This window comes from Pseudoxanthomonas winnipegensis (genome assembly GCF_004283755.1).
GTDB classification, from domain to species: domain Bacteria; phylum Pseudomonadota; class Gammaproteobacteria; order Xanthomonadales; family Xanthomonadaceae; genus Pseudoxanthomonas_A; species Pseudoxanthomonas_A winnipegensis.
In genome coordinates this window covers 461,092-483,087 of record NZ_SHMH01000001.1, presented here as the reverse complement: position 1 = coordinate 483,087, position 21,996 = coordinate 461,092, and the positions used below count along the sequence as shown (strand labels likewise).

The following is a 21,996-nucleotide window of genomic DNA, read 5'->3' as shown; positions in this document are numbered from 1 at the left end:
GAGGACAACGGACATGGCACATTTCGAACTGGTTGAAACGATGGCTCCCAACGCGGTGATCAAGGTCATCGGCGTGGGCGGCGGCGGCGGCAACGCCGTGGCGCACATGGTGGCCAGCAGCGTGGACGGCGTGGAGTTCATCACCGCCAACACCGACTCGCAGGCGATCAAGAACTGCGGCGCCAAGCAGCAGCTGCAGCTCGGCGGCAACGTCACCAAGGGCCTGGGCGCAGGCGCCAACCCGGAAGTCGGCCGCCAGGCCGCGCTGGAAGACCGCGACCGCATCATCGAGGCGCTGACCGGCGCGGACATGGTGTTCATCACCGCCGGCATGGGCGGCGGCACCGGCACCGGCGCCGCGCCGGTCGTGGCGCAGCTGGCCAAGGAGATGGGCATCCTGACGGTGGCCGTGGTCACCAAGCCGTTCCCCTTCGAAGGCCGTCGCCGCATGCAGGTCGCGCTGAAGGGCATCGAGGAGCTGTCCACCCACTGCGACTCGCTGATCACCATCCCCAACGAGAAGCTGATCACCGTGCTGGGCCGCAACGCCACGATGATCCAGGCCTTCCGCGCCGCCAACGACGTGCTGCTGGGCGCCGTGCAGGGCATCGCCGACCTGATCGTGCGTCCGGGCCTGATCAACGTCGACTTCGCCGACGTGCGCACCGTGATGAGCGAGATGGGCCTGGCCATGATGGGCACCGGCGCCGCCCGCGGCGACGACCGCGCCCAGGCCGCCGCCGAGGCCGCGATCCAGAACCCGCTGCTGGACGACGTCAACCTGTCCGGCGCCAACGGCATCCTGGTCAACATCACCGCCGGTCCGGACTTCACCATGGCCGAGTTCGACGAGGTCGGCCGCACCGTGGAAGGCTTCGCCTCGGAGGACGCCACCGTGGTGGTGGGCACCGTGCTCGACCCGAACATGCAGGACGAAGTCCGCGTGACCGTGGTCGCCACCGGCCTGAACCGCGCCGTCGCCCGCCAGCCGGTGCGTGGCACCGACCTGGGCGGTGGCTACCAGCCGCGCGAGACGGTGCGTGCGCCGATCAAGCTGGTGCGCGATGCCACCACCGGCCTGCCGGTCGACGCCGTGCCGCTGCCCAACACCACCGCCACCGGCAAGATCGACCCGGTGATGGGCGCCACCCAGGGCCTGGGCCTGCGTCGCAACGCCGGCACCGAGCCCAGCGTCGGCGGCCCCGCCGGCGCGGCCGAGCTGCCGGACAACTACCTGGACATCCCGGCGTTTCTGCGCCGCCAGGCCGACTGATCCACCGTTCCACCCGGTCACGCGCGCGAACCGGCAGCCTGCTGCCGGCCGCGCGCCGACACCGGCGCAGTACACACCGTGACGTGTCCAAGTGATTTCCCGCCGGGCCGGCGTGCCCGGTCCGGCGGGCTTTTCACCGCCAGGACGCGCGCCGCGCCCGTGGGGCAGGTGCGCGTGCCGTGACACGCTTCCATTCAGGTTCAGACCCGGGTGGTATCATCACGAATTGTTGACATTTCGCGTGCGAGCTCCCCGATGATCCCCCAGCGCACTCTCAAGAACGTGATCCGCGCCACCGGCGTGGGCCTGCACAGCGGTAACAAGGTCTTCATGACCCTGCGCCCGGCGGCCCCGAACACCGGCGTGGTGTTCCGTCGCGTCGATCTTGATCCGGTCGTGGAGATCCCCGGCGATGCCTCGCTGGTCACCGAGACCACGCTGTGCACGGGCCTGAGCTGCGGCCCGGCCAAGGTCCAGACCGTCGAACACCTGATGTCGGCCCTGGCCGGCCTGGGCATCGACAACATCTATGTCGAACTGTCCGCGGCCGAACTGCCGATCATGGACGGTTCGGCCAGCCCGTTCGTGTTCCTGCTGCAGTCCGCCGGCATCGTCGAGCAGAACGTGCCCAAGCGCTTCATCCGCGTGACCAAGCCGGTGGAAGTGCGCGACGGCGACAAGATCGCGCGGTTCGAGCCCTACGACGGCTTCAAGCTCGGCTTCACGGTCAAGTTCGACCACCCGATGATCCCGGCCTCGCAGTCGCGCGCCGAGGTGGACTTTTCCACCGGCGGCTACATCCGCGAGGTCGCGCGGGCGCGCACCTTCGGCTTCATGCGCGATCTGGAGTACATGCGCGAGCGCAACCTGGGCCTGGGCGGCTCGATGGACAACGCGATCGTGCTGGACGAGTTCCGCGTGCTCAACGACGACGGCCTGCGCTACGCCGACGAGTTCGTGCGCCACAAGATCCTGGACGCCATCGGCGACCTCTACCTGGCCGGCCACGCGATCCTGGGCAAGTACGAGGGCTACAAGTCCGGTCACGCGCTCAACAACACCCTGGTGCGCTCGCTGATCGCCCAGACCGACGCCTGGGAAGAGGTGTCCTTCGGCCCGGAGGCCACCGAGCCGCCGCCGCCGATCCACTACGCGGCCATCCCCGCGCTGGCGCACTGAACGCCTGCCCGCGCCGAGGCGCGCGGGTCGAGCGCGTCTATGAAGCGTGAATCCGATCGCCTGAACAGGCGCGGCTTAACCGTTTTCTAACTTTGAGCTAACGACTGGCCCAGCCCGGGTCGGTACGATGCCTGCCGGCCTTCTACCCGGTCTTAACGTTTGGACCTGGGACGCGGCCCTGCTGTTCCACCCGCGCCTGGCGCGGGAGACGCCTCCAGCATCTCCATCGCCTCGCGCAGGGCGGCACGCGCGACCGGGGAGCCCGTGCCGGAGTTCTGGCCGGCGGTCTCGGCCTGGAAGAGGGGTTGCAGCGAAGTCCGGGCGATCACGGAGTTGATCCCAAGACCGAGGGAGCGGGCGACTTCGACTAGGTGTGCGGAGGCCAGGCGGAGCTTGGCGTTCCAGACCGGCGAATCCACCACGAAGACCAGACGGTCCCCCGTCACATTGGCCAGGCGGCAGTGCGCGGCCAGCGCCGGGGGCAGACAGGGGCGCAGTTGCTGTTCCAGCGCGTCGAGCCGGATGGCATGACGCAGCGGATCGGCCGCCGCCGACGCCAGCGCGGCCTCCAGGGCCGGCACCGGCGCCGCCGGCCGACGCGACTGGGACTTGGCTTGAGACATCGATATTCCATGAGCTTCAACAACGTTCTTCACAATACGCGCTCCTGGGCACGCCATCACCTGGCCCTGCGGGCGGTGCAGGCGCGCCGCTTCAGCCACGCCCGCCCGCTGGCCAGTGCCGGCATCCTGCTCGCCGCCGGCCTGCTGGCCGGCCTGGCCACGCGCAGCGCCTTCGGCCTGGCGCAGGTGTCCTACCTGCAGGCCAAGACCGCCAGGCAGCAGGCCGAGCTTGAGCAGGTCAAGCGCGGCGCGCAGCAGGAGATCAACGCCATGTCCGCGCGCCTGGGCGAGCTGCAGGCCCAGGCCAACCGCCTCAACGCGCTGGGCGAGCGGCTGACCCAAATGGGCAAGCTGGACGACGGCGAATTCGACTTCAACGAGCCGGTCGGCGTGGGCGGCCCGGAAGGCGCGGTCAGCGACATGCCGCCGCGCGAGCTGGCGCAGGGCCTGGACGCGCTGGGGGCCAAGTTCGACGCCTCCGGCCAGCAGCTCTCGGTGCTCGAGTCGCTGCTGTTCAACCGCCAGCTGGACCGCAACGCGACGCCCTCGCGCATGCCGCTGGCCAATACCTACATCACCTCCGGCTTCGGCGGTCGCGCCGATCCGTTCGGCGGCGGCGGCGAGCGGCACAAGGGCATCGACTTCAAGGCCAACGTCGGCGATCCGGTCATGGCCGTGGCCGACGGCGTGGTCAGCTTCGCCGGGGTCAAGAGCGGCTACGGCAACGTGGTCGACATCGACCACGGCAATGGCTATGTGACCCGCTACGCGCACAACTCGCGCGTGGTGGTGAAGCCGGGCGACCTGGTGCGCGCCGGGCAGGAAGTGGCCAAGGCCGGTTCCACCGGGCGTTCGACCGGCGCCCACGTGCATTTCGAGGTCTGGCAGGACGGCCAGGTGGTGAACCCGAGCAAGTTCCTGGGCCAGGGCCCCACCCCGGTGGGCGTGCGCGGCCGCGGCTGAGGCGCCTCCGCGGGGCGCCTTGATTCGATCAGCGGCGCCCCAAGCTACAATGTCGTGTTCTCGTGACGGGGCGCCTTGCGCCCGCGTTGCGTTTTTCGGCATCCGGCCTTGGGGAAGCAAAGAGGCCAGCGGTGGTGCCGACGCTCCTTCCCATTCCGGTTCTTCTTCATGATCAACAGCTTGCTCACCCGCGTCTTCGGCAGCCGTAACGAACGTCTGCTCAAACAGCTCGACCGCCTGGTGGTGCGCATCAATGCGCTGGAACCGGAGCTGCAGAAGCTCAGCGACGAGGAACTGAAGGCCAAGACCCCCGAATTCCAGAAGCGCGTCGCCGAGGGCGAGGCGCTGGACAAGATCCTGCCCGAGGCCTTCGCCGTGTGCCGCGAGGCCTCGCGCCGCGTGCTGGGCCTGCGCCACTACGACGTGCAGCTGGTCGGCGGCATGGTGCTGCACCTGGGCAAGATCGCCGAGATGCGCACCGGCGAGGGCAAGACCCTGGTCGCGACCCTGGCCGTGTACCTCAACGCGCTGGAAGGCAAGGGCGTGCACGTGGTCACGGTCAACGACTACCTGGCCCGCCGCGACGCGGCGCAGATGGGCAAGCTGTACAACTGGCTGGGCCTGAGCGTGGGCGTGGTCTACCCGGGCATGCCGCACGGCGACAAGCGCGCGGCCTACGCCAGCGACATCACCTACGGCACCAACAACGAGTTCGGCTTCGACTACCTGCGCGACAACATGGCCATGGCGCGCGAGGACCGCTACCAGCGCCAGCTCAACTTCGCCATCGTCGACGAGGTCGACTCGATCCTGATCGACGAGGCGCGCACGCCGCTGATCATCTCCGGCCCGGCCGACGATTCGCCCGAGCTGTACGTGCGCGTCAACCGCATCGTGCCGGCGCTGATCAAGCAGGAGAGCGAGGAAGGCGAGGGCGACTACTGGGTCGATGAGAAGTCCAAGCAGGTGCATCTGTCCGAGGCCGGCCAGACCCACGCCGAGGACCTGCTGCGCCAGGCCGGCATCCTGAAGGACGACGAGGACGATGGCCTGTACTCGCCGCAGAACCTGGGCGTGGTCCATCACCTCAACGCCGCCCTGCGCGCCCATGCCATCTACCAGCGCGACGTGGACTACATCGTGCGCGACGGCGAGGTGGTGATCGTCGACGAGTTCACCGGCCGCACGCTGGTGGGCCGGCGCTGGTCCGACGGCCTGCACCAGGCGGTCGAGGCCAAGGAAGGGGTGCAGGTGCAGCGCGAGAACCAGACGCTGGCCTCGATCACCTTCCAGAACCTGTTCCGCATGTACAACAAGCTGGCCGGCATGACCGGTACGGCGGACACCGAGGCCTACGAGTTCCAGAGCATCTACGGCCTGGAAGTGATCGTGATCCCGACCCACCGGCCGACCATCCGCAAGGATTCGCCGGACCAGGTGTTCCTCAACCGCAAGGGCAAGTTCAACGCGGTGCTGGCCGACATCCAGGACTGCTACAAGCGCGGTCAGCCGGTGCTGGTGGGCACCACCTCGATCGAGACCTCGGAGATGCTCTCCGAGCACCTGCGCAAGAACAAGGTCCCGCACGAGGTGCTCAACGCCAAGCAGCACGAGCGCGAGGCCTCGATCGTCGCCAACGCCGGCCGTCCGGGCGCGGTGACCATCGCCACCAACATGGCCGGCCGCGGCACCGACATCGTGCTGGGCGGTTCGCTGGAGGCCGAACTGGCCGCGCTGGGCGAGGACGCCGCGGAGCTGGACATCGCCCGCGTGCGTTCGGAGTGGAAGACCCGCCACGAGCAGGTCAAGGAAGCCGGCGGCCTGCACATCGTGGGCACCGAGCGCCACGAGAGCCGCCGCATCGACAACCAGCTGCGCGGCCGTTCCGGCCGCCAGGGCGACCCGGGTTCCTCGCGCTTCTACCTGTCGCTCGAAGACAACCTGATGCGCATCTTCGCCAGCGACTGGGTGCAGAAGGCGATGAAGCTGATCGGCATGAAGGAGGACGACGTGATCGAGGATCGCCTCGTCAGCCGCCAGATCGAGAAGGCCCAGCGCAAGGTCGAGGCGCACAACTTCGACATCCGCAAGAACCTGCTGGACTTCGACGACGTCAACAACGACCAGCGCAAGGTCATCTACGCCCAGCGCGACGAGCTGCTGGACGCCGAGTCGGTGAAGGAGAACATCGAGGGCATCCGCGGCGACGTGGTCGCCGACCTGGTCGCGCGTCATGTGCCGGCCAATTCGGTCGACGAGCAGTGGGACCTGCCCGGCCTGCAGGCCGAGCTGGCCGCCGAGGCGGGCCTGGACCTGCCGGTGACCCAGTGGCCGACCCAGTTCGAGGAACTGGACGCCGAGCGCATCGAGGCGCTGGTGCAGGAGGCGATGGACACCCACTTCGCGCAGAAGGAAGAGCAGATCGGCGCCGAGACCATGCGCGCGCTGGAGAAGCACGTGATGCTGACCGTGCTCGACAAGGGCTGGAAGGAGCATCTGGCGCGCATGGACTATCTGCGCCAGGGCATCCATCTGCGCGGCTATGCGCAGAAGCAGCCCAAGCAGGAGTACAAGAAGGAAGCCTTCGAGCTGTTCTCCGAGATGCTGGAAGGCGTCAAGCGCGAGGTGATCACCATCCTGGCGCGCCTGCGCATCCGCAGCGAGGAGGAGGTGGCCGAACTGGAGGCCCAGGAGCGCCGCGTGGCCGAGGCCCAGCAGCGCGCCATGCAGTTCCAGCACGCGCCCACCGGTGGTTACGGTGCCGACGAGGAAGCCGCGCAGGTGCAGGCCGCGCAGGCCGCCGCGGCCGCCGCCCCGGCCACGGTGTTCCGCGACGAGCCCAAGGTGGGCCGCAACGATCCCTGCCCCTGCGGCAGCGGCAAGAAGTACAAGCACTGCCACGGCCAGCTGAGCTGATCCAGGCCCAGCACCTGGTGAAAACGAAGAAGCCCGGATGTCGCCATCCGGGCTTTTCTCGTTCCGGGCACCGCGGCACTCGCATGATCCGGACCACGCACCCTGTAGAGCGGAGCTTGCTCCGCTGCTCTTCGTTCGGATCATCGGGAGAGCCACAGCGGAGCAAGCTCCGCTCTACAGAACAGCGGCGGCACTGCGAGACCGGAGCGCGTGCTAGCGCGCCTGCGGCTTCTTCGCCGGCGCGAAGCCCGGCTTGCCTTCCTGCTCGGCCAGCTGCGGCACGCGGATCAGCTTGCCCGTGTCCACGCCGTGGGTGCGCATTCGGGCCACCAGGTCGGCGTACTGCGCATCGGGCAGGTCGGCGGTGCGCGAGAAGATCCAGGCCAGGTCGCGGCCCGGATAGTCGACCAGCGCCCAGGAGTAGTCCGGCGCGGTCTCCAGGATGCGGTACTTGGTCGGGATCACGCCGAAGAACCAGGTCGTCCAGCGCCGGTTGCCGGTGCCGGCCTTGACCGTGGCGCGCGAGTCCAGGGTCTTGACCGGCTCGCCGAAGCCTTCCTGATAGACGTAATGCACCGCGATGCCGCCGCCGGGCTTGAGCCGGTACTCGTCGCGGCTGGCGACATGGCCGCGCTCGCCGAAGTAGGGCACATGGGCGATCACATGCCAGGCGCCCATGAAGCGCGGCAGGTCGATCGGCGGGGCGGCGTCGGTACTTGTGGTCGGCATGGGCACGGTCCCGCAGGCGGCGATCAGGGGCAGCAGCGCCAGGGCCAGCAGGTGGCGGCGCTTCCGGGGCGAGGCGATGGTCGGCAGGGCGGGCATCGGCGAGCAGGCTAGGCCGGCCGGCGTCAAGGCCGCGTTCGCCCGCGCCGCGGTCGCAACCGGTGAGAAGGGGCGCGGGCAGCCTGCGCTTCCACCTCCGACCGGACGCACCGCCATGGCCCACGTTTCGCACGCTGCCCGCACCGCTTCCCACGCCGATCCCCGCCTGGAGCTGACCCTGAGCACGATCGCGCTGACCGGCCTGGCCCTGGTGGTCCTGCTGCCGGCCGCGCGCGGATCGACCGAGGCCCTGGGCTGGACCCCGCTGTGGCTGGCCGGCCTGCCGCTGGTGGCGTGGTGGTCGCTGCACCGCTTCCGCCTGCCGTCCTGGCCCGCGCCGGCGCCTCCGGCCATCGATGCGGTGCCGCGGCGGCGGCGCGGCGGTCAGCAGGCCCGCCGCCGCCGCTCGATGACCATCGGGTCACGCAGCCGCTCGCCCGCCCGCGTGGCCTGACCTTCGGCACGGGCAGGGCACCGCGAGGGCTGTGCTAGCGTGCGGCGGCTGCAATGCCTCGTACGGAGCCCGCCTTGAACCGATTCGCCCTTGCCCTGGTCGCAGGCCTCGCCGCCGCCAGCGCCCATGCCCAGGAGACCCCCGTGGACAACGACCCCTACCAGTGGATGGAAGAGGTCGAAGGCGCCCGGCCGCTGGCCTGGGTCAAGGAGCACAACGCGGTCACCGAGGCGCAGCTTGCCGGCACGCCGCAGTTCAAGCAGCTGGAAGGGCAGATCCGCGCGATCCTGGACTCGGACGCCAAGATCCCCTACGTCAGCAAGATCGGCGACTACTACTACAACCTGTGGAAGGACAAGGACCACGCGCGCGGCGTCTGGCGCCGCACCACGCTGGCCGAGTACCGCAAGCCCAATCCCACCTGGGAGACCGTGCTGGACCTCGACGCGCTCAACGCCGCCGAGCACGAGACCTGGGTCTGGCACGGCGCCGAATGTCGCAAGCCCGACTACACCCGCTGCCTGATCGCGCTCTCGCGCGGCGGCTCGGATGCCGACGTGACCCGCGAGTTCGACCTGACCACCAAGACCTGGGTCAAGGACGGCTTCTACCGGCCGGCGGCCAAGGGCGGCCTGGGCTGGATCGATGCCGACACCGTCTATGTCTACACCGATTTCGGCGACGGCAGCCTGACCACTTCGGGCTATCCGCGCGTCGTCAAGGAATGGAAGCGCGGCACGCCGCTGGCTTCGGCCAAGCTCGTCTACGAGGGCAAGCCGGAGGACATGTACATCGCGGCCGCGCATGACGCGACGCCGGGCTTCGAGCGCGACTTCGTCACCCGCACCATCGCCTTCTACAACGACGAGCTCTATCTGCGCGGCAAGGATGACGCACTGACCAAGATCGATGCGCCCAACTCGGCGCAGAAGACCGTGCAGCGCGAATGGCTGGCGCTGGAACTGCGCGAGCCCTGGACCGTCGGCGGCAAGACCTACAAGGCCGGCTCGCTGCTGGTCGCGCGCTTCGACGACTTCATGGCCGGCAAGCGCGACTTCGAGGTGCTGTTCGAGCCGACCGACACGACCTCGCTGGCCGGGGTCACCTTCACCCGGCACCACGTCGTCCTCAACGTCATGCAGGACGTCAAGAACCGCCTCAGCGTGCTGACCCACGCCGAGGGCAAGTGGGTGTCCACGCCGCTGAAGGTGGGCGACTCGGCCTTCGGCGCGATCGGCGCCAGCGCCGTGGACGGCGACGACTCCGACGCGCTGTGGCTGACCGTCACCGACTACCTGACGCCGACCACGCTGATGCTGGCCGACGCCAACGCGCCGACGGCCGCGCTGGCGCCGCTGAAGACGATGCCGACGTTCTTCGACGCCTCGCGCGATGTGATCGAGCAGCACTTCGCCACCTCCAAGGACGGCACGCGCGTGCCGTACTTCCTGGTGCGGCCCAAGGACCTGAAGTACGACGGCCGCGCGCCGACCCTGCTGTACGGCTATGGCGGCTTCGAGATCTCGATGACGCCCGGCTATTCCGGCGGCATCGGCAAGGGCTGGCTGGAGAAGGGCGGCGTGTACGCGGTGGCCAACATCCGCGGCGGCGGCGAATACGGCCCGCGCTGGCACCAGGCCGCGCTCAAGGCCAACCGGCACAAGGCCTATGAGGATTTCGCCGCGGTGGCCCAGGACCTGGCCGCGCGCAAGATCACCTCGCCCGCCCACCTGGGCGCGATGGGCGGCAGCAACGGCGGCCTGCTGATGGGCAACATGCTGACCCAGTATCCGCAGCTGTTCGGCGCGATCGTGGTGCAGGTGCCGCTGCTGGACATGAAGCGCTACAGCCACCTGCTGGCCGGCGCCTCGTGGATGGCCGAGTACGGCAACCCGGACACGGCCGACTGGGACTACATCAAGACCTTCTCGCCGTATCACCTGTTCGATGCGGGCAAGGACTACCCGCCGACGCTGTTCCTGACCTCCACCCGCGACGACCGCGTCCATCCCGGTCACGCGCGCAAGATGGCGGCCAAGATGCTCGACGCCGGTAAGAACGTGCGCTACTACGAGAACATCGAGGGCGGCCACGGCGGCGCGGCCAACAACGCCCAGTCCGCGCACATGAACGCGCTGGCCTACACCTTCCTGTGGGAACAGCTGAGCCAGTGACGTGAGCCGCCGACGCAGGGCGCGGGCGCCGCAGGATGCGCGGCGCCCGCGTCCGGCCCTTGCAACCCGATCCAGACGGACCTATCCATGAAGCCCCTTCCCGCCCTGCTGGCCGCGACCCTGCTGATGAGCACTTCCATTCCCTCGACCCTCGCCGCCACCCAGGCCACGCCGCCGGACGTGGCCAAGAAGCCGCACGTGGTCACCGCGCCGTTCGGCGCGCAGCGTCAGGACGAGTACTACTGGCTGCGCGACGATACGCGCACCAACCCGCAGATGCTCGACTACCTCAAGGCCGAGAACGCCTACGCCGATGCGGTGCTGGCGCCGCTCAAGCCGCTGCAGGACACGCTGTACAAGGAGATCGTCGCGCGCATCAAGCAGGACGACGCCTCGGTGCCGTACCGCGAGCGCGGCTACTGGTACTACACGCGTTTCGAGACCGGCAAGGACTATCCCGTGCACGCCCGCCGCAAGGGCAGCATGGAGGCGCCGGAAGAGGTGATGCTGGACGTCAACGCGCTGGCCGACGGCAAGGGCTATTACAGCGTCGGCACCTGGGAGGTCAGCCAGGACAACCGTCTGCTGGCCTATGCCGACGACGCGGTCGGCCGGCGCCAGTACACGATCCGCTTCAAGGACCTGAGCACCGGCCAGGTGCTGCCGGACCAGATCCCGGGCGTGTCGCCCGACGTGGTCTGGGCCGACGACAACAAGACCCTGTTCTACGTCGAGAACGACCCGGAGACGCTGCTGACCGTGCGCGTGAAGAAGCACGTGCTGGGCACCCCCGTGGCGCAGGACACGCTGGTCTACGAGGAGCACGACGACAGCTTCTACATGGGCCTGGGCCGCACCCGCGACGACAAGTACATCACCATCGGCGTGCACAGCACGGTCTCCAGCGAGGAGCGCTACGCGCCGGCGGCCGATCCGCAGGCCTTCACCGTGCTGGCGCCGCGTGCGCGCGATGTGGAATACGACGCCGACCATTTCAACGGCCGCTGGGTGATCCGCACCAATGCCGACGGCGCGACCAACTTCAAGATCGTGACCGCCGCCGACGGCGCCACCGCGCGCAAGGACTGGAAGGACTGGATCGCGCACAGCGACAGCGTCTACATCGACGGCTTCGAGCTGTTTGACGGCTTCACCGCGATCGGCGAGCGCTCGGAAGGGCTGGAGCGCATCCGGCTGCTGGGCAAGGACGGCAAGTCCTCCTATGTCCAGGCCGATGAGCCGGCCTATTCGATGGGCTTGGACGCCAACCCCGAGCACGACACGCCGTGGCTGCGCTACAGCTATACCTCGCTGACCACGCCGGCCACGACCTACGAGCTCAATACCGTCACCGGCGAGCGCCGCCTGCTCAAGCAGCAGCCGGTGCTGGGCTACGACCCGGCCAAGTACACCACCGAGCGGCTGTGGGTGACCGCGCGCGACGGCACCAAGGTGCCGGTGTCGCTGGTCTACAAGAAGGGCTTCAAGAAGGACGGCACCGCCGCGCTGCTGCAGTACGGCTACGGCAGCTACGGGATGTCGATGGATCCTGGCTTCTCCGGCCCGGTGGTGAGCCTGCTCGATCGCGGCATGGTCTACGCCATCGCCCACATCCGCGGCGGCGAGGAGATGGGCCGGGCCTGGTACGACAACGGCAAGCTGCTCAAGAAGAAGAACACCTTCACCGACTTCATCGACGTCACCGAGGCGCTGGTCAAGCAGGGTTACGTAGCCAAGGACCGCGTCGCGGCCATGGGCGGCAGCGCCGGCGGCCTGCTGATGGGCGCGATCACCAACATGGCGCCGGACGACTACCGCGTGATCATCTCGCAGGTGCCGTTCGTGGACGTGGTCACCACCATGCTCGACCCGAGCATCCCGCTGACCACCAACGAATACGACGAGTGGGGCAACCCGGAGAAGCGCGAGTTCTACGACTACATCGTCACCTACTCACCCTACGACAATCTGAAGAAGCGGGCCTACCCGGCGATGTTCGTCGGCACCGGGCTGTGGGACTCGCAGGTGCAGTACTGGGAACCGGCCAAGTACGTGGCGCGCCTGCGCGATCTGGACACCGGCAAGCAGCCGGTGGTGTTCCGCACCAACATGGAAGCCGGCCACGGCGGCAAGTCCGGCCGTTTCCGCCGCTACCAGGAAATGTCCGAGTACTACGCCTTCATGCTCGACCAGCTGGGCGTCACCCAGCAGCACTGAGCGCCCCCCGACCCGGGGTTGACCCGCCCCGGCCGACCCGGCGCACCGATGTTCCCGCCCATGGGGACATCGGCGGGGCCTGCAACGCAGCGTGCGCCTTTCGCGATGCCGCCTACACGCGCGGCGGGCGACAATACGCAGGTGGACACGCCCCTGCCGCCGGAACTGACGCCGCCCCCCAGCCGCTTTCGCTGGGCCTGGTGGCTGCTGGCCTGGACCAGCCTGCTGCTGGGCCTGATCGGGCTGTTCCTGCCGGTGATGCCGACCACGGTGTTCATCCTGATCGCGGCCTTCGCCGCCTCGCGCGGGTCCGAGCGCCTGCACCGTGCCCTGCTGTCGCATCGGCACTTCGGCCCGCTGATCCACGACTGGCAGGCGCACGGGGCGATCCCGCGCCGGGCCAAGTGGCTGGCGAGCTGGACCATGCTGGCCAGCGCCGCGTTCACCGTGACCGCGATGGCCTGGCTGACGCCGGCGCACTGGTGGCTGTCGGCCATTCCGGTGGCCTGCCTGTCGGCGGTGGTGCTTTGGATGTGGCAGCGGCCCGAGCCGCCGCCCGCGCCGTGACGCGGCGCTGATCGCGCGCGGCCCGCGCCGGCGGTTGTGCGCCGGCAATCGCTATACTCAAGCCATGAAGACCGTATCGCGAATCGCGCTCGTAAGCGCCGTGCTGCTGGCGCTGTCGGCCTGTGGCAACAAGGGTCCGCTGGTGCTGCCGGAGCGGCCCACGCCGGTGCAGCAGCCCGCCCCGGCGCCCAAGACCCAGACCGGCGCGCCGCCGGTGCAGGTCAAGCCGCAGGAACCCACCTCCGCACCGAGCCCGCAGGACGATGCCGCCACCCAGGCCATCGACCAGGGCAGTGGCAATGGCAAGCCCTGACACCGCACCGCTGCGGTTTTCCAAGATGCATGGGGCGGGCAACGACTTCGTCGTGCTCGACCTGCGCGGCGGACGCCCCGCGCCGGACGCGGCCCTGGCCGCGCACCTGGCCGACCGCCATCGCGGCGTGGGCTGCGACCAGCTGCTGACCATCGAGGCGCCGCGGGCCGAAGGCTCGGTCGCCTCGTACCGGATCTGGAACGCCGATGGCTCGCTCTCGGGCCAGTGCGGCAACGGCGCGCGCTGCATCGCCGCCTGGCTGGTGCGTGCCGGCCTGGCCCGGGCCGAGGCGCCCTTCCAGATGGACAGTCCCGCCGGTACCCATCGCGTGCAGCGCACCGAGGCCGGCTTCGCCGTGGCCATGGGCGTGCCGCGCTGGCAGCCGGCGCAGGTGCCGCTGGCCGGGTTCGACAGCGAGCAGCCGAGCTATTCGGTGCGGATCGACGGCGCGCCGGTGGTGTTCGGCGCGGTGTCGATGGGCAATCCGCATGCGGTGGTGCAGGTGGCCGATGTGGCCAGCGCCCCGGTGGCCGAGCTGGGCCCGGCGCTGCAGGCCAGCGCGACGTTTCCCGAATCGGTCAACGTCGGCTTTGCCCAGGTGATCAGCCGCCAGCGCATCGGACTGCGCGTGCTCGAGCGCGGCGTCGGCGAAACCCTGGCCTGCGGCAGCGGCGCCTGCGCGGCGGCGGTGGTGCTGATGCGCGCCGGCCTGGTCGAGCGCAGCGTCACCGTGTCGCTGCCCGGCGGCGACCTGCAGATCGACTGGCCCGACGATGCCGCCGAGGTGGTGATGTCCGGGCCGGCGACATTCGTGTTCGAAGGGGAATGGACGCAATGAGCGAGACCAACGAGAAACTCGGCAGCCACGAGGTGGCCGCCTGGCTGCGCCGGCACCCGGGCTTCCTGCAGCAGTTTCCGGACCTGGCCCAGACCCTGGTGGTGCCGCGCGAGAAGGGCCCGGCCGCCTCGCTGGCCAGCTACCAGCTGGAGGTGCTGCGCGACAAGAACCGCGAGCTCTCGCGCCGCCTGGGCGAACTGTCGGCCAACGCGCTGGAGAACGAGCGCCTGGCCGTGCGCGTGCACCAGCTGACCCTGGCGCTGATGCGCCAGTCCAGCGTCGCCGACACGCTGGCGGCGATGGCGGCCTCGCTGGAGGAGGATTTCCAGGGCGACCTGGTGCGGATCGTGATCTTCGCGCCGCTGCCGGAGTCGCTGGCCGACGCGCCCTGGCTGCAGTCGATCGCCGAGGGCAGCTCGCACCTGGTCCCGTTCCGCGACTGCCTGGCCGATGGCGAGCCGCTGTGCGGGCGCCTGCAGCCGCAGAAGAACACGCTGCTCTACGCCGCCCAGGCCGAGGAGATCGGTTCCTCGGCGCTGCTGCCGCTGCCCGGCGTGGGCCTGGTGGCCGTCGGCAGCCGCGATGGCAACCGCTTCTACCCCGGCATGGGCACGCTGTTCCTGCGCATGATGGGCGAGGCGCTGACCACCGCGTTGAAGCGCTTCGACGCCTAGGGCGAGGGCGATGTTCTTCCGCGCCTGGGTCATGCTGTCCATGGCGATCTTCCGGCTATGGCCGCTGTTGGCCACCGGCGTGTACGCGCGGCGCCATCCGGTGTCGCAGGGCACCTGGGGCGTCGCGCTCGCGGCGACCTGCGTGCTGCTGGTGATCGCGCAGGTCTCGGCCATGCGCTGTTCCAGCGAACACCTCTCGCACACGCGTGGCCTGTTCGCGATCGGCGCCGCGATGAGCACCGGCTGGTTGTACGTGGATGCGCTGCTGGTGCCCGCGGTGGTCACCGCGGTGCTGCTGCTGTCGGTGGCGATGGCGCTGCTGCCGCAGGCGCCGGCGCGCTACCTGTGGCTGGTGCAGCGCATGCTGCGTCATCGGATGCAGCAGTGAGGCCGCGGCATGTCCGCCGTTGAGGCCTTCCTGGATCACCTGCGCGTCGAGCGCCAGGTCTCGGCGCATACGCTGGACGCCTATCGCCGGGACCTGACGGCGCTGACCCAGTGGGCCGCGCAGACGCAGGACGGCACGCCGGTCGAGGCGCTGCAGGCCGATCAGCTGCGGGCCTTCATCGCCGCCGGCCATCGCCAGGGGCTGGCGCCGACCAGTCTGCAGCGCCGGCTGTCGGCCTGCCGCAGCTTCTATCTATGGCTGCTCAAGCACGGGCGCATCGCCGCCAGTCCCGTGGCCGGACTGCGCGCGCCCAAGGCGCCGCGCAAGCTGCCCAAGGTGCTCGACGCCGACGAGGCCGTGCGCCTGGTCGAGGTGCCGACCGATGCGCCGCTGGGCCTGCGCGATCGCGCGTTGCTGGAACTGTTCTATTCCTCCGGGCTGCGCCTGAGCGAACTGTGCGCGCTGCGCTGGTCCGACCTGGACCTGGCCTCCGGCGTGGTCACCGTGCTGGGCAAGGGCCGCAAGCAGCGCATCGTGCCGGTGGGCTCGCACGCGCGCGCCGCGCTGGCGGCCTGGCGCGAGGAGAAGCCGGCCGAGGACGCCGCGCCGGTGTTCCCCGGCCGCGGCGGCGGCACGATCTCCCAGCGCGCCGTGCAGCTGCGCATCCAGCAGCTGGCGCAGCGCCAGGGGCTGTTCAAGCACGTGCATCCGCACATGCTGCGGCACAGCTTCGCCAGCCATATCCTCGAATCCTCCGGCGACCTGCGCGGCGTGCAGGAACTGCTCGGCCATGCCGACATCGCCACCACGCAGATCTATACGCACCTGGACTTCCAGCACCTGGCCAAGGTCTACGACGGCGCGCATCCGCGCGCCAAGCGCAAGGTCTGATCCGGCGCGCCCGGCCGACTTCGGCACGCGCTGCGCGGCCTAGAACCCGAGCACTTCGCCATCCAGTGGCATCTGTCTGGAATGGGGGATGCGATCCGGGCTGAACTTTGCCTCCGGGTCGATCGCCTGGGTGAGCGACCAGTGGCCCGGAGACCGATTGCTGTCGAACACGAACGGCAAGCCTTCCGAGCCTTCGAACGTCGCCGCGTCGGAGACGTGGAAGTGCAGGTGGGGCCCGTTGGAATTACCCGACTGACCCAAGCGCCCGAGCACCTGGCCGCGATGCAGCCGCTGTCCCACGGTGACCGCCACGCTGCCGCGCTGCAGATGGGCGTAGTGGACGAACACCTTCGGCGCGATCTGAAGCACCACGTAGTTGCCGTACAGGCCCTGCGCAGTCAGCGAATCGGGCTCGGCCTGCGCTTCCAGGGGCGCATGCTCCGGGGCGCCGTCATGGACATCGCGCACCACGCCGTCGGCCACGGCCAGGACCTGCGCGCCGTAGCCGATCCAGTCCTCGCGCCGGCTCCTGCTGAAGTCGACCGCACCGCCGCGCAGGGCGCGGCCGTTCGCGTCGAGGCCGAACACATCGACGGCATAGCGTTGTGGAATGGTGAGCTGGCCATTGACCGCGACCAGGCTGCCCCAGTGATGCGATTGCGCGTTGCCCGGCCCTTCGCTGGCCAGCCACAGTCCCGGTGGCAGCGGCGGGCCCAGCACGAGCGGTGAGGTCGTGCCCACCTCCACCATTCTCACCTGCAAATCTAGCGTAAGTAGCTTGATTTTGCAAGGTTTATTGGTGATTTACGAGCCTCAAACGATACCCCTTCAAGGTATCGTTTGAGGTATCGTTTTGCCCAAACCCTTCTTGTTGAAGCGCGCCAGCGGGCTCTATGCCCGCTTTCTTGTGCCCGCTGACCTGCGCTCGCTGCTGGGGTGCCGCTTCCTCGTCCGCGCCCTGCCCGGTCGAGGCGACGCCGCCCGACTGGTCGCGGCACGCATGGCGATGGCACTATCAGAGTCCTTCAAGGCGCTACGCACAGGGACGATGGTGAACGACGACATCAAGGACATCTTGCGCCGGGTGCGCGAGAACGGGCATCAGGACCTGACCATCCAACAGGTGCGCCTGCCCAACGGGCTGACGCTCGGCGGCGTGGAAATCAACACGGCCGAGGACCGCCGCCTGTTCCGGCAGACCGTTCAGGACTTGAACGCCCTGGCAGCAAAAGACCCGCTCATGGCGGGCATGCACGGTTGGGAGCCTCCAAGGCCACCCGCCCCGCCTGCGCCTCCCGCCGGCCCGCTCCTGTCCGAGCGCATTGACGTCTACCTCAGCGACATGCGGCGGGCCCAGCGCGCCGTGCGCAATGTGATGGACACCGAATACACGCTGCGGCTGTTTCTCGCCCTGGGCGATGACAAGCCGATTGAAGAAGTCACGGCCACGGACGTGCGGGCGTTTCTGGATGCGCTGGCGGTCTACCCGGCCAACGCCAGCAAGAAAGCCGTGTTTCGTGGCCTGACGCCCAAGGAAGTGCTGGCGAAGGCCAAAAGAGGCGGCCACCCGACCTTGCTGGAACGCACCCAGGAAAAGCGTCGGGACCACCTGGCCGCTTTCTTCAACGCCCAGGCCGACGAGGCCCTTATTCCCAAAGCCCCGCACAAGGCCATCATGAACCGCTCCAAGTCCAAGACCGATGCCCCGACCCGCGAACCCTTCACGCCGGAAGAACTGGCCGCGCTCTTCGATGCCGAGACGTTCCCAGAGTGGGCCGGCAAATACCCGCACCGCTGGTTCGGCTCCATCCTGGGCGTGGCCACGGGCGCGCGCGTCAACGAGGTGGCCCAGCTCTACGTGGACGACGTTGCAGAAGTGGGCGGCCACTGGGGCATCCATATCCGTGCACAGCGCCCGGACCAGCGCTTGAAGAACGCGCATTCCTCGCGTTTCGTCCCCTTGTCCGACACCGTGCTGCAGGCGGGGTTCCTGGCGTTCGTCGAGGACGTGAAGCGCGCCGGGTTCGACCGCCTGTTCCCCCACCTCCAACACTCCGAAGCCGGGGGCTATGGCGACACCCTGGGGGACCAGTTCCGCGCCTATGCCATCAAGCGCGGCCTCACCGGCCGCCTGAAGTCGTTCCATTGTTTCCGCCACAACGTGGCCAACACGTTGGTCAACGAACTCGGGACGGCCATCCAGGTGACCCAGGAAATCACCGGGCACGACTTGACCTTGCCCAGTGGCCTCAAGCACTACGTGAACCCCGGCACCATCCCCAAGCGTTTTGCGGCGTTGAACGAATATGGCCCACCCGTGCCGTTGCCGGCCTACGTGCCAGGTCAGTTTGACCGGGCCTTCAAGCAGGTGGCCCACATCGAGCGCCGCAGAGAGAACGCTGCCAAGACGCGCCAAGCCAAGAAAAGCAAAACCCCCGCGTGAGCGAGGGCTTTGGGTGTCGGCTGGCCAAGGGGAGAAAACTGAAATGTCTCCAAGCCCTCGGGGCGCTTGGTCGCTGACTACGATTTGGCTTGCTTTTCGCGGGCGCGTCGATTGCCTTCGTCAATCATCCTACGCACGGTGCTGTTCAAGTCTGCTTGCGACTGCGCAAGTGCTTCGGCCTTCTGATGCTCGCGCCGAGCTCCCGCAGGGTCAAAACGCCCGTTAACCCAGTTCGCTGGGTTCTCCTCCGGAAAGTCCTCAAAATAGTCCGACCATTCGCCCACGGTATGCCTCCTAGCAGGGTGTGGGCGAACAATACCCCGCCGCCAGTCAAACTGCCAGGGATACCGTCCCAGCGACGGCATGCACTTGAGAAAGGCGTCAAGCCAGGGACTTGCGGGCCAATGCACCACGCATTTTCCCGGTCTTTTTTCCTTGCCGGGCGACGTGGGCCGCTTTGCGTTTCTTCTTCATGGTTTTGCGCAGATTCTTGCCCCGCGTATCGTAACCGGCGGCTTTCAGAAGTTTGTCTGCCGCCTTGGCGGCGGCTCGGCGAGTGGCACTGTCCATCCCCAGTTTTTAGCGCGTTTGGCTCGATGCGCAAGGGGGCGGCGCGCGCCGATATGCTTTCCTGAAACAGGAAAAGCTTGCACGGGCCTGCCCTTCTTCCCCTTAAAGCTTAGCTAAGCTCCCCTGCTTTGCCCTTCATCTTGGGGGTCGCCTCCGGCTCCCCCCGACGATGAAGGGCAAAGTCTCCCCTAGGACCTCCGCGCGAAGCGGCAGGGGTGACTTGGCCCCCGTTGGTTACCGCCCCGAAGGACGGCCCGACAGTCGGGCGCGGTGATAGAAGGACTACACCGCTACGACGGATTCACACGGTCCAACCGCGCCGGCTCAGGGTCCCGTCACCACTATGTGGCGTCTCTCCTGTGGGCTTGCCCGCTCCCCAGCCGTCGCTGGGAAATATCATCCTAGCTGCCATCCTTGGGCCACAAACCGTTGATAGTCGGACCGCGACAGGGCACACGAGTGGGGCCAGATTGAGCACTCCCCACGCCTCTGCGACGCTTGAACTACCTGGTTGGCGCAGGTTGCAGGCCATACAGCACCCTGTCCCCCTGCTTCAAAGCCTGCGCACCCTGGTGGCGGTCAACCCAAGCCCTTGCGGGCTCCCAGATATCCTTGTGCGCAGCCGGTCTTTCCACCGACAACGAGTTACGGCTACCAACGGCCTTCGGGCTGGGCAGACAGGGAGGAGAGAAAGGAGGGGGGCTTGCGGGTCCGTCCAGGCTTGTTAGAGTGGCCTCAAGGGGCCTTGCCTGGGCGGGTAGCTGATTCCTACTTTGCTCGCCTCCGAGTCGGTCAAACTCGGGGGCCGTGAATCCAAACTAGCTCGCCCCGGTCGCTTGTCAAGAGGCCGGGGCGATGCCTATTTGGTCGGCCCGCTAGATGCGAGCAGTGCTTGACCGAAGGGGGGCATGCACGGGACCCTTACGCAGTAGTCGAACAGTGACCCATCTATGCTTCAGATTGTGAACGAGACAGCCTTGGACCCCTCTGCGTTGCCAGCCACCGATGAGCCGGAGTCCAGAGGAAGGCTGATTGTGGGTGATGCGCGGCGTGTCTTGGCGAGCTTCCCAAGCGACACCTTCAATGCTTGCATCACATCCCCCCCCTATTGGGGGCTGCGCGACTATGGAGTCGCTGGCCAAATCGGTGCAGAACCCACGCTCGACGCCTACATCACTGACCTGGTTTTGCTGTTTAGAGAGGTGCGTCGAACCTTGCGAGCCGATGGCACGCTCTGGCTGAACATTGGGGATGGCTTCACAAGCGGGGGCCGCACTTGGCGCGCGCCTGACAAGAAGAACAAAGGGCGGGCCATGGAATACCGCGCCCCCACCCCGGAAGGCCTAAAGCCAAAAGATCTTATGGGCGTTCCATGGAGGCTTGCATTGGCCTTGCAGGCTGATGGTTGGTTCCTTCGTTCCGATATCATTTGGCACAAGCCGAACTGTCAGCCCGAATCGGTCAAGGACCGTCCTACGCGGTCGCACGAATACGTTTTCCTGCTCTCGAAGTCGGAACGCTACTACTACGACATCGGCGCAATGAAGGAAAAAACTGCGGACGGGAAGGGAGCAAAAAACCGCCGTTCGGTCTGGGCTATCAACACGGAGCCTTACGGCGGCAACCATTTCGCCGTGTTTCCCAGCGAGCTCGTGCGGCTTTGCATGGCGGGAAGCACGCAGGACGATGGCCTGGTTTTGGACCCATTCTTCGGCTCGGGAACAGTTGGACAGGTCGCTCGCGATAACGGCCGACGATTCGTAGGGATTGAGTTGTCAGAGGAATACGCGCAACTGGCTCGGGAAAGGCTGGCCGCTCCCAAGCAAGTCCGCAAGTCACACCGGTAAGCTTTCGAACTCCCAAGTCGCGATGACTTTGCACAGACTCTTTTTCATGTGCTTGATTTGCAGTTTTCTCTCGCCACCGCCGTCAAAGTAGAGCGAAAACTGCAAGTCTTTAGGGCTAGGTCGAGTTCCAGCAAGATAAGCCCAGCCGGCATTTCCCACGTAGCAATAGCCAGGTCTTGGGTTTTGCTTGCTGTCCGCTCGCATCTCCAAGGCACCGCCTGCTGCCAGCAAAAGAAGTTCTTTGGGGATGGCTACGAGCTCATACTTGTGCCAGCCCTCCGCCTTGGCCGGTAAGCGACGCAGCGTCAACACGTGCTCGTAGCCGTTGAGATGTTGGATAAACTGCTGGCGCAGGCCTTCCAAGTCAGCAGGGTCAGTTGTCCATTTGCCGCCGCCCAGCTCCATAAACTTGGAAATGTGAATCGAATCGACCTTGATGGACTGCGAGGCTTCTGTCTTCAAAGAGAATCGCTCGTCGCCTATCTTTAGGTCATATCCCTTGTTACCGCGCGGTGCCAACTCTGCATCCCGACCGTGGGCCTTCTGGACACGTTCCAGCGCGTATTCGAACTTATCTTTTGAGAAGGCTTCACGTGAAAAAGCGTGATGAACGCGGATGATATCGCCAAGGTCATCGACGATTTCCTGAGTCATTAACTGGACGCCGCTCCCGATAAGGAATGGCGAGCATGTAAACGTATGGTCAGTTGTAAACAACCTAGCAACGTCGCCCACAAGCGACAGTTGGCCTTCGGTAAGTTGGTCTAGAAGCGGTTGGAGCCTGGCGAGTGCGGGCTGGTGCATTAGCGTCACGAGTTGTCTGCAACGGACAACGGTATCA

General features: G+C 67.5%; 21 protein-coding genes. 15 read left to right on the top strand and 6 right to left on the bottom strand.

What is annotated here, in order from left to right:
• Positions 1-13 precede the first annotated feature (13 nt).
• The gene (gene ftsZ / locus EAT51_RS02205) at positions 14-1,273 is read left to right on the top strand and encodes a cell division protein FtsZ (protein ID WP_130515481.1); all 1,260 of its coding nucleotides are present in this window, start codon (positions 14-16) and stop codon (positions 1,271-1,273) included.
• Between the two features lie 255 nt (positions 1,274-1,528).
• Positions 1,529-2,452 carry a UDP-3-O-acyl-N-acetylglucosamine deacetylase gene (lpxC, locus tag EAT51_RS02200; protein ID WP_130515483.1) on the top strand — a complete coding sequence of 308 codons (924 nt, stop codon included), beginning with the start codon at positions 1,529-1,531 and terminating at the stop codon, positions 2,450-2,452.
• A gap of 152 nt (positions 2,453-2,604) precedes the next feature.
• Here the strand turns inward: lpxC and EAT51_RS02195 are convergent, their stop codons facing one another.
• The gene (locus EAT51_RS02195) at positions 2,605-3,075 is read right to left on the bottom strand and encodes a DciA family protein (RefSeq protein WP_130515485.1); all 471 of its coding nucleotides are present in this window, start codon (positions 3,073-3,075) and stop codon (positions 2,605-2,607) included.
• A gap of 9 nt (positions 3,076-3,084) precedes the next feature.
• On the opposite strand from EAT51_RS02195, the gene EAT51_RS02190 reads away from it, so the two are divergent.
• Together EAT51_RS02190 and secA are read left to right on the top strand one after the other, a co-directional pair.
• The gene (locus tag EAT51_RS02190) at positions 3,085-4,038 is read left to right on the top strand and encodes a M23 family metallopeptidase (RefSeq protein ID WP_130515487.1); all 954 of its coding nucleotides are present in this window, start codon (positions 3,085-3,087) and stop codon (positions 4,036-4,038) included.
• A 168-nt stretch (positions 4,039-4,206) separates the two neighbouring features.
• On the top strand, positions 4,207-6,954 hold the full coding sequence (gene secA, locus EAT51_RS02185; RefSeq protein ID WP_130561219.1) for a preprotein translocase subunit SecA: 2,748 nt from the start codon (positions 4,207-4,209) through the stop codon (positions 6,952-6,954).
• A gap of 213 nt (positions 6,955-7,167) precedes the next feature.
• On the opposite strand, the gene EAT51_RS02180 is transcribed toward secA, so the two are convergent.
• Positions 7,168-7,779 (bottom strand): lipocalin family protein, encoded by a 612-nt coding sequence (locus EAT51_RS02180; protein ID WP_228257786.1) that lies wholly within the window; start codon positions 7,777-7,779, stop codon positions 7,168-7,170.
• A 115-nt stretch (positions 7,780-7,894) separates the two neighbouring features.
• Here EAT51_RS02180 and EAT51_RS02175 point away from each other — a divergent pair, with 115 nt between their 5' ends.
• The 9 genes from EAT51_RS02175 to xerC all read left to right on the top strand — a co-directional run bounded on the left by EAT51_RS02175 (position 7,895) and on the right by xerC (position 16,295).
• Entirely contained in the window at positions 7,895-8,233 is a 339-nt protein-coding gene (locus EAT51_RS02175; protein ID WP_130561218.1) for a hypothetical protein, read from the top strand.
• Positions 8,234-8,286: 53 nt separating this feature from the next.
• A complete protein-coding gene (locus EAT51_RS02170) occupies positions 8,287-10,407 on the top strand; it encodes a prolyl oligopeptidase family serine peptidase (protein WP_425599562.1) in 2,121 nt (706 codons plus the stop codon).
• A gap of 87 nt (positions 10,408-10,494) precedes the next feature.
• Positions 10,495-12,624, top strand: a complete 2,130-nt coding sequence (locus EAT51_RS02165; RefSeq protein ID WP_130561216.1) for a S9 family peptidase — start codon at positions 10,495-10,497, stop codon at positions 12,622-12,624.
• A gap of 141 nt (positions 12,625-12,765) precedes the next feature.
• Complete coding sequence (locus EAT51_RS02160; protein ID WP_228257785.1) at positions 12,766-13,191, top strand: YbaN family protein; 426 nt, start codon at positions 12,766-12,768, stop codon at positions 13,189-13,191.
• A gap of 64 nt (positions 13,192-13,255) precedes the next feature.
• Positions 13,256-13,504 carry an LPS translocon maturation chaperone LptM gene (lptM, locus tag EAT51_RS02155; protein WP_130515497.1) on the top strand — a complete coding sequence of 83 codons (249 nt, stop codon included), beginning with the start codon at positions 13,256-13,258 and terminating at the stop codon, positions 13,502-13,504.
• Complete coding sequence (gene dapF, locus EAT51_RS02150; protein WP_228257784.1) at positions 13,491-14,342, top strand: diaminopimelate epimerase; 852 nt, start codon at positions 13,491-13,493, stop codon at positions 14,340-14,342. Before lptM ends, dapF begins: the two co-directional genes overlap by 14 nt.
• Positions 14,339-15,016, top strand: coding sequence for a DUF484 family protein (locus tag EAT51_RS02145; protein ID WP_130561215.1), 678 nt, complete (start codon positions 14,339-14,341; stop codon positions 15,014-15,016). The genes dapF and EAT51_RS02145 overlap by 4 nt, the downstream gene beginning before the upstream one ends.
• A 10-nt stretch (positions 15,017-15,026) precedes the next feature.
• Positions 15,027-15,404 (top strand): hypothetical protein, encoded by a 378-nt coding sequence (locus EAT51_RS02140; RefSeq protein WP_130515503.1) that lies wholly within the window; start codon positions 15,027-15,029, stop codon positions 15,402-15,404.
• A gap of 9 nt (positions 15,405-15,413) precedes the next feature.
• Entirely contained in the window at positions 15,414-16,295 is an 882-nt protein-coding gene (gene xerC, locus EAT51_RS02135; RefSeq protein ID WP_130515505.1) for a tyrosine recombinase XerC, read from the top strand.
• Between the two features lie 39 nt (positions 16,296-16,334).
• Here xerC and EAT51_RS02130 read toward each other — a convergent pair whose 3' ends face one another.
• A complete protein-coding gene (locus tag EAT51_RS02130) occupies positions 16,335-17,042 on the bottom strand; it encodes a M23 family metallopeptidase (RefSeq protein WP_205965149.1) in 708 nt (235 codons plus the stop codon).
• A 304-nt stretch (positions 17,043-17,346) separates the two neighbouring features.
• On the opposite strand from EAT51_RS02130, the gene EAT51_RS02125 reads away from it, so the two are divergent.
• Positions 17,347-18,738 carry a site-specific integrase gene (locus EAT51_RS02125; protein ID WP_197584024.1) on the top strand — a complete coding sequence of 464 codons (1,392 nt, stop codon included), beginning with the start codon at positions 17,347-17,349 and terminating at the stop codon, positions 18,736-18,738.
• 77 nt (positions 18,739-18,815) lie between these two features.
• Here the strand turns inward: EAT51_RS02125 and EAT51_RS02120 are convergent, their stop codons facing one another.
• Both EAT51_RS02120 and EAT51_RS02115 read right to left on the bottom strand, forming a co-directional pair.
• Positions 18,816-19,022, bottom strand: coding sequence for a hypothetical protein (locus EAT51_RS02120; protein ID WP_080581200.1), 207 nt, complete (start codon positions 19,020-19,022; stop codon positions 18,816-18,818).
• A 97-nt stretch (positions 19,023-19,119) separates the two neighbouring features.
• Positions 19,120-19,308 carry a hypothetical protein gene (locus EAT51_RS02115; RefSeq protein ID WP_130561213.1) on the bottom strand — a complete coding sequence of 63 codons (189 nt, stop codon included), beginning with the start codon at positions 19,306-19,308 and terminating at the stop codon, positions 19,120-19,122.
• A gap of 962 nt (positions 19,309-20,270) precedes the next feature.
• On the opposite strand from EAT51_RS02115, the gene EAT51_RS02110 reads away from it, so the two are divergent.
• Positions 20,271-21,155 carry a DNA-methyltransferase gene (locus EAT51_RS02110; RefSeq protein WP_228257783.1) on the top strand — a complete coding sequence of 295 codons (885 nt, stop codon included), beginning with the start codon at positions 20,271-20,273 and terminating at the stop codon, positions 21,153-21,155.
• Here EAT51_RS02110 and EAT51_RS02105 read toward each other — a convergent pair.
• Positions 21,144-21,959: a restriction endonuclease gene (locus EAT51_RS02105; RefSeq protein WP_165422676.1), complete on the bottom strand. Its 816-nt coding sequence runs from the start codon at positions 21,957-21,959 to the stop codon at positions 21,144-21,146. The two genes, EAT51_RS02110 and EAT51_RS02105, sit on opposite strands and share 12 nt — an antisense overlap.
• Positions 21,960-21,996 lie beyond the last annotated feature (37 nt).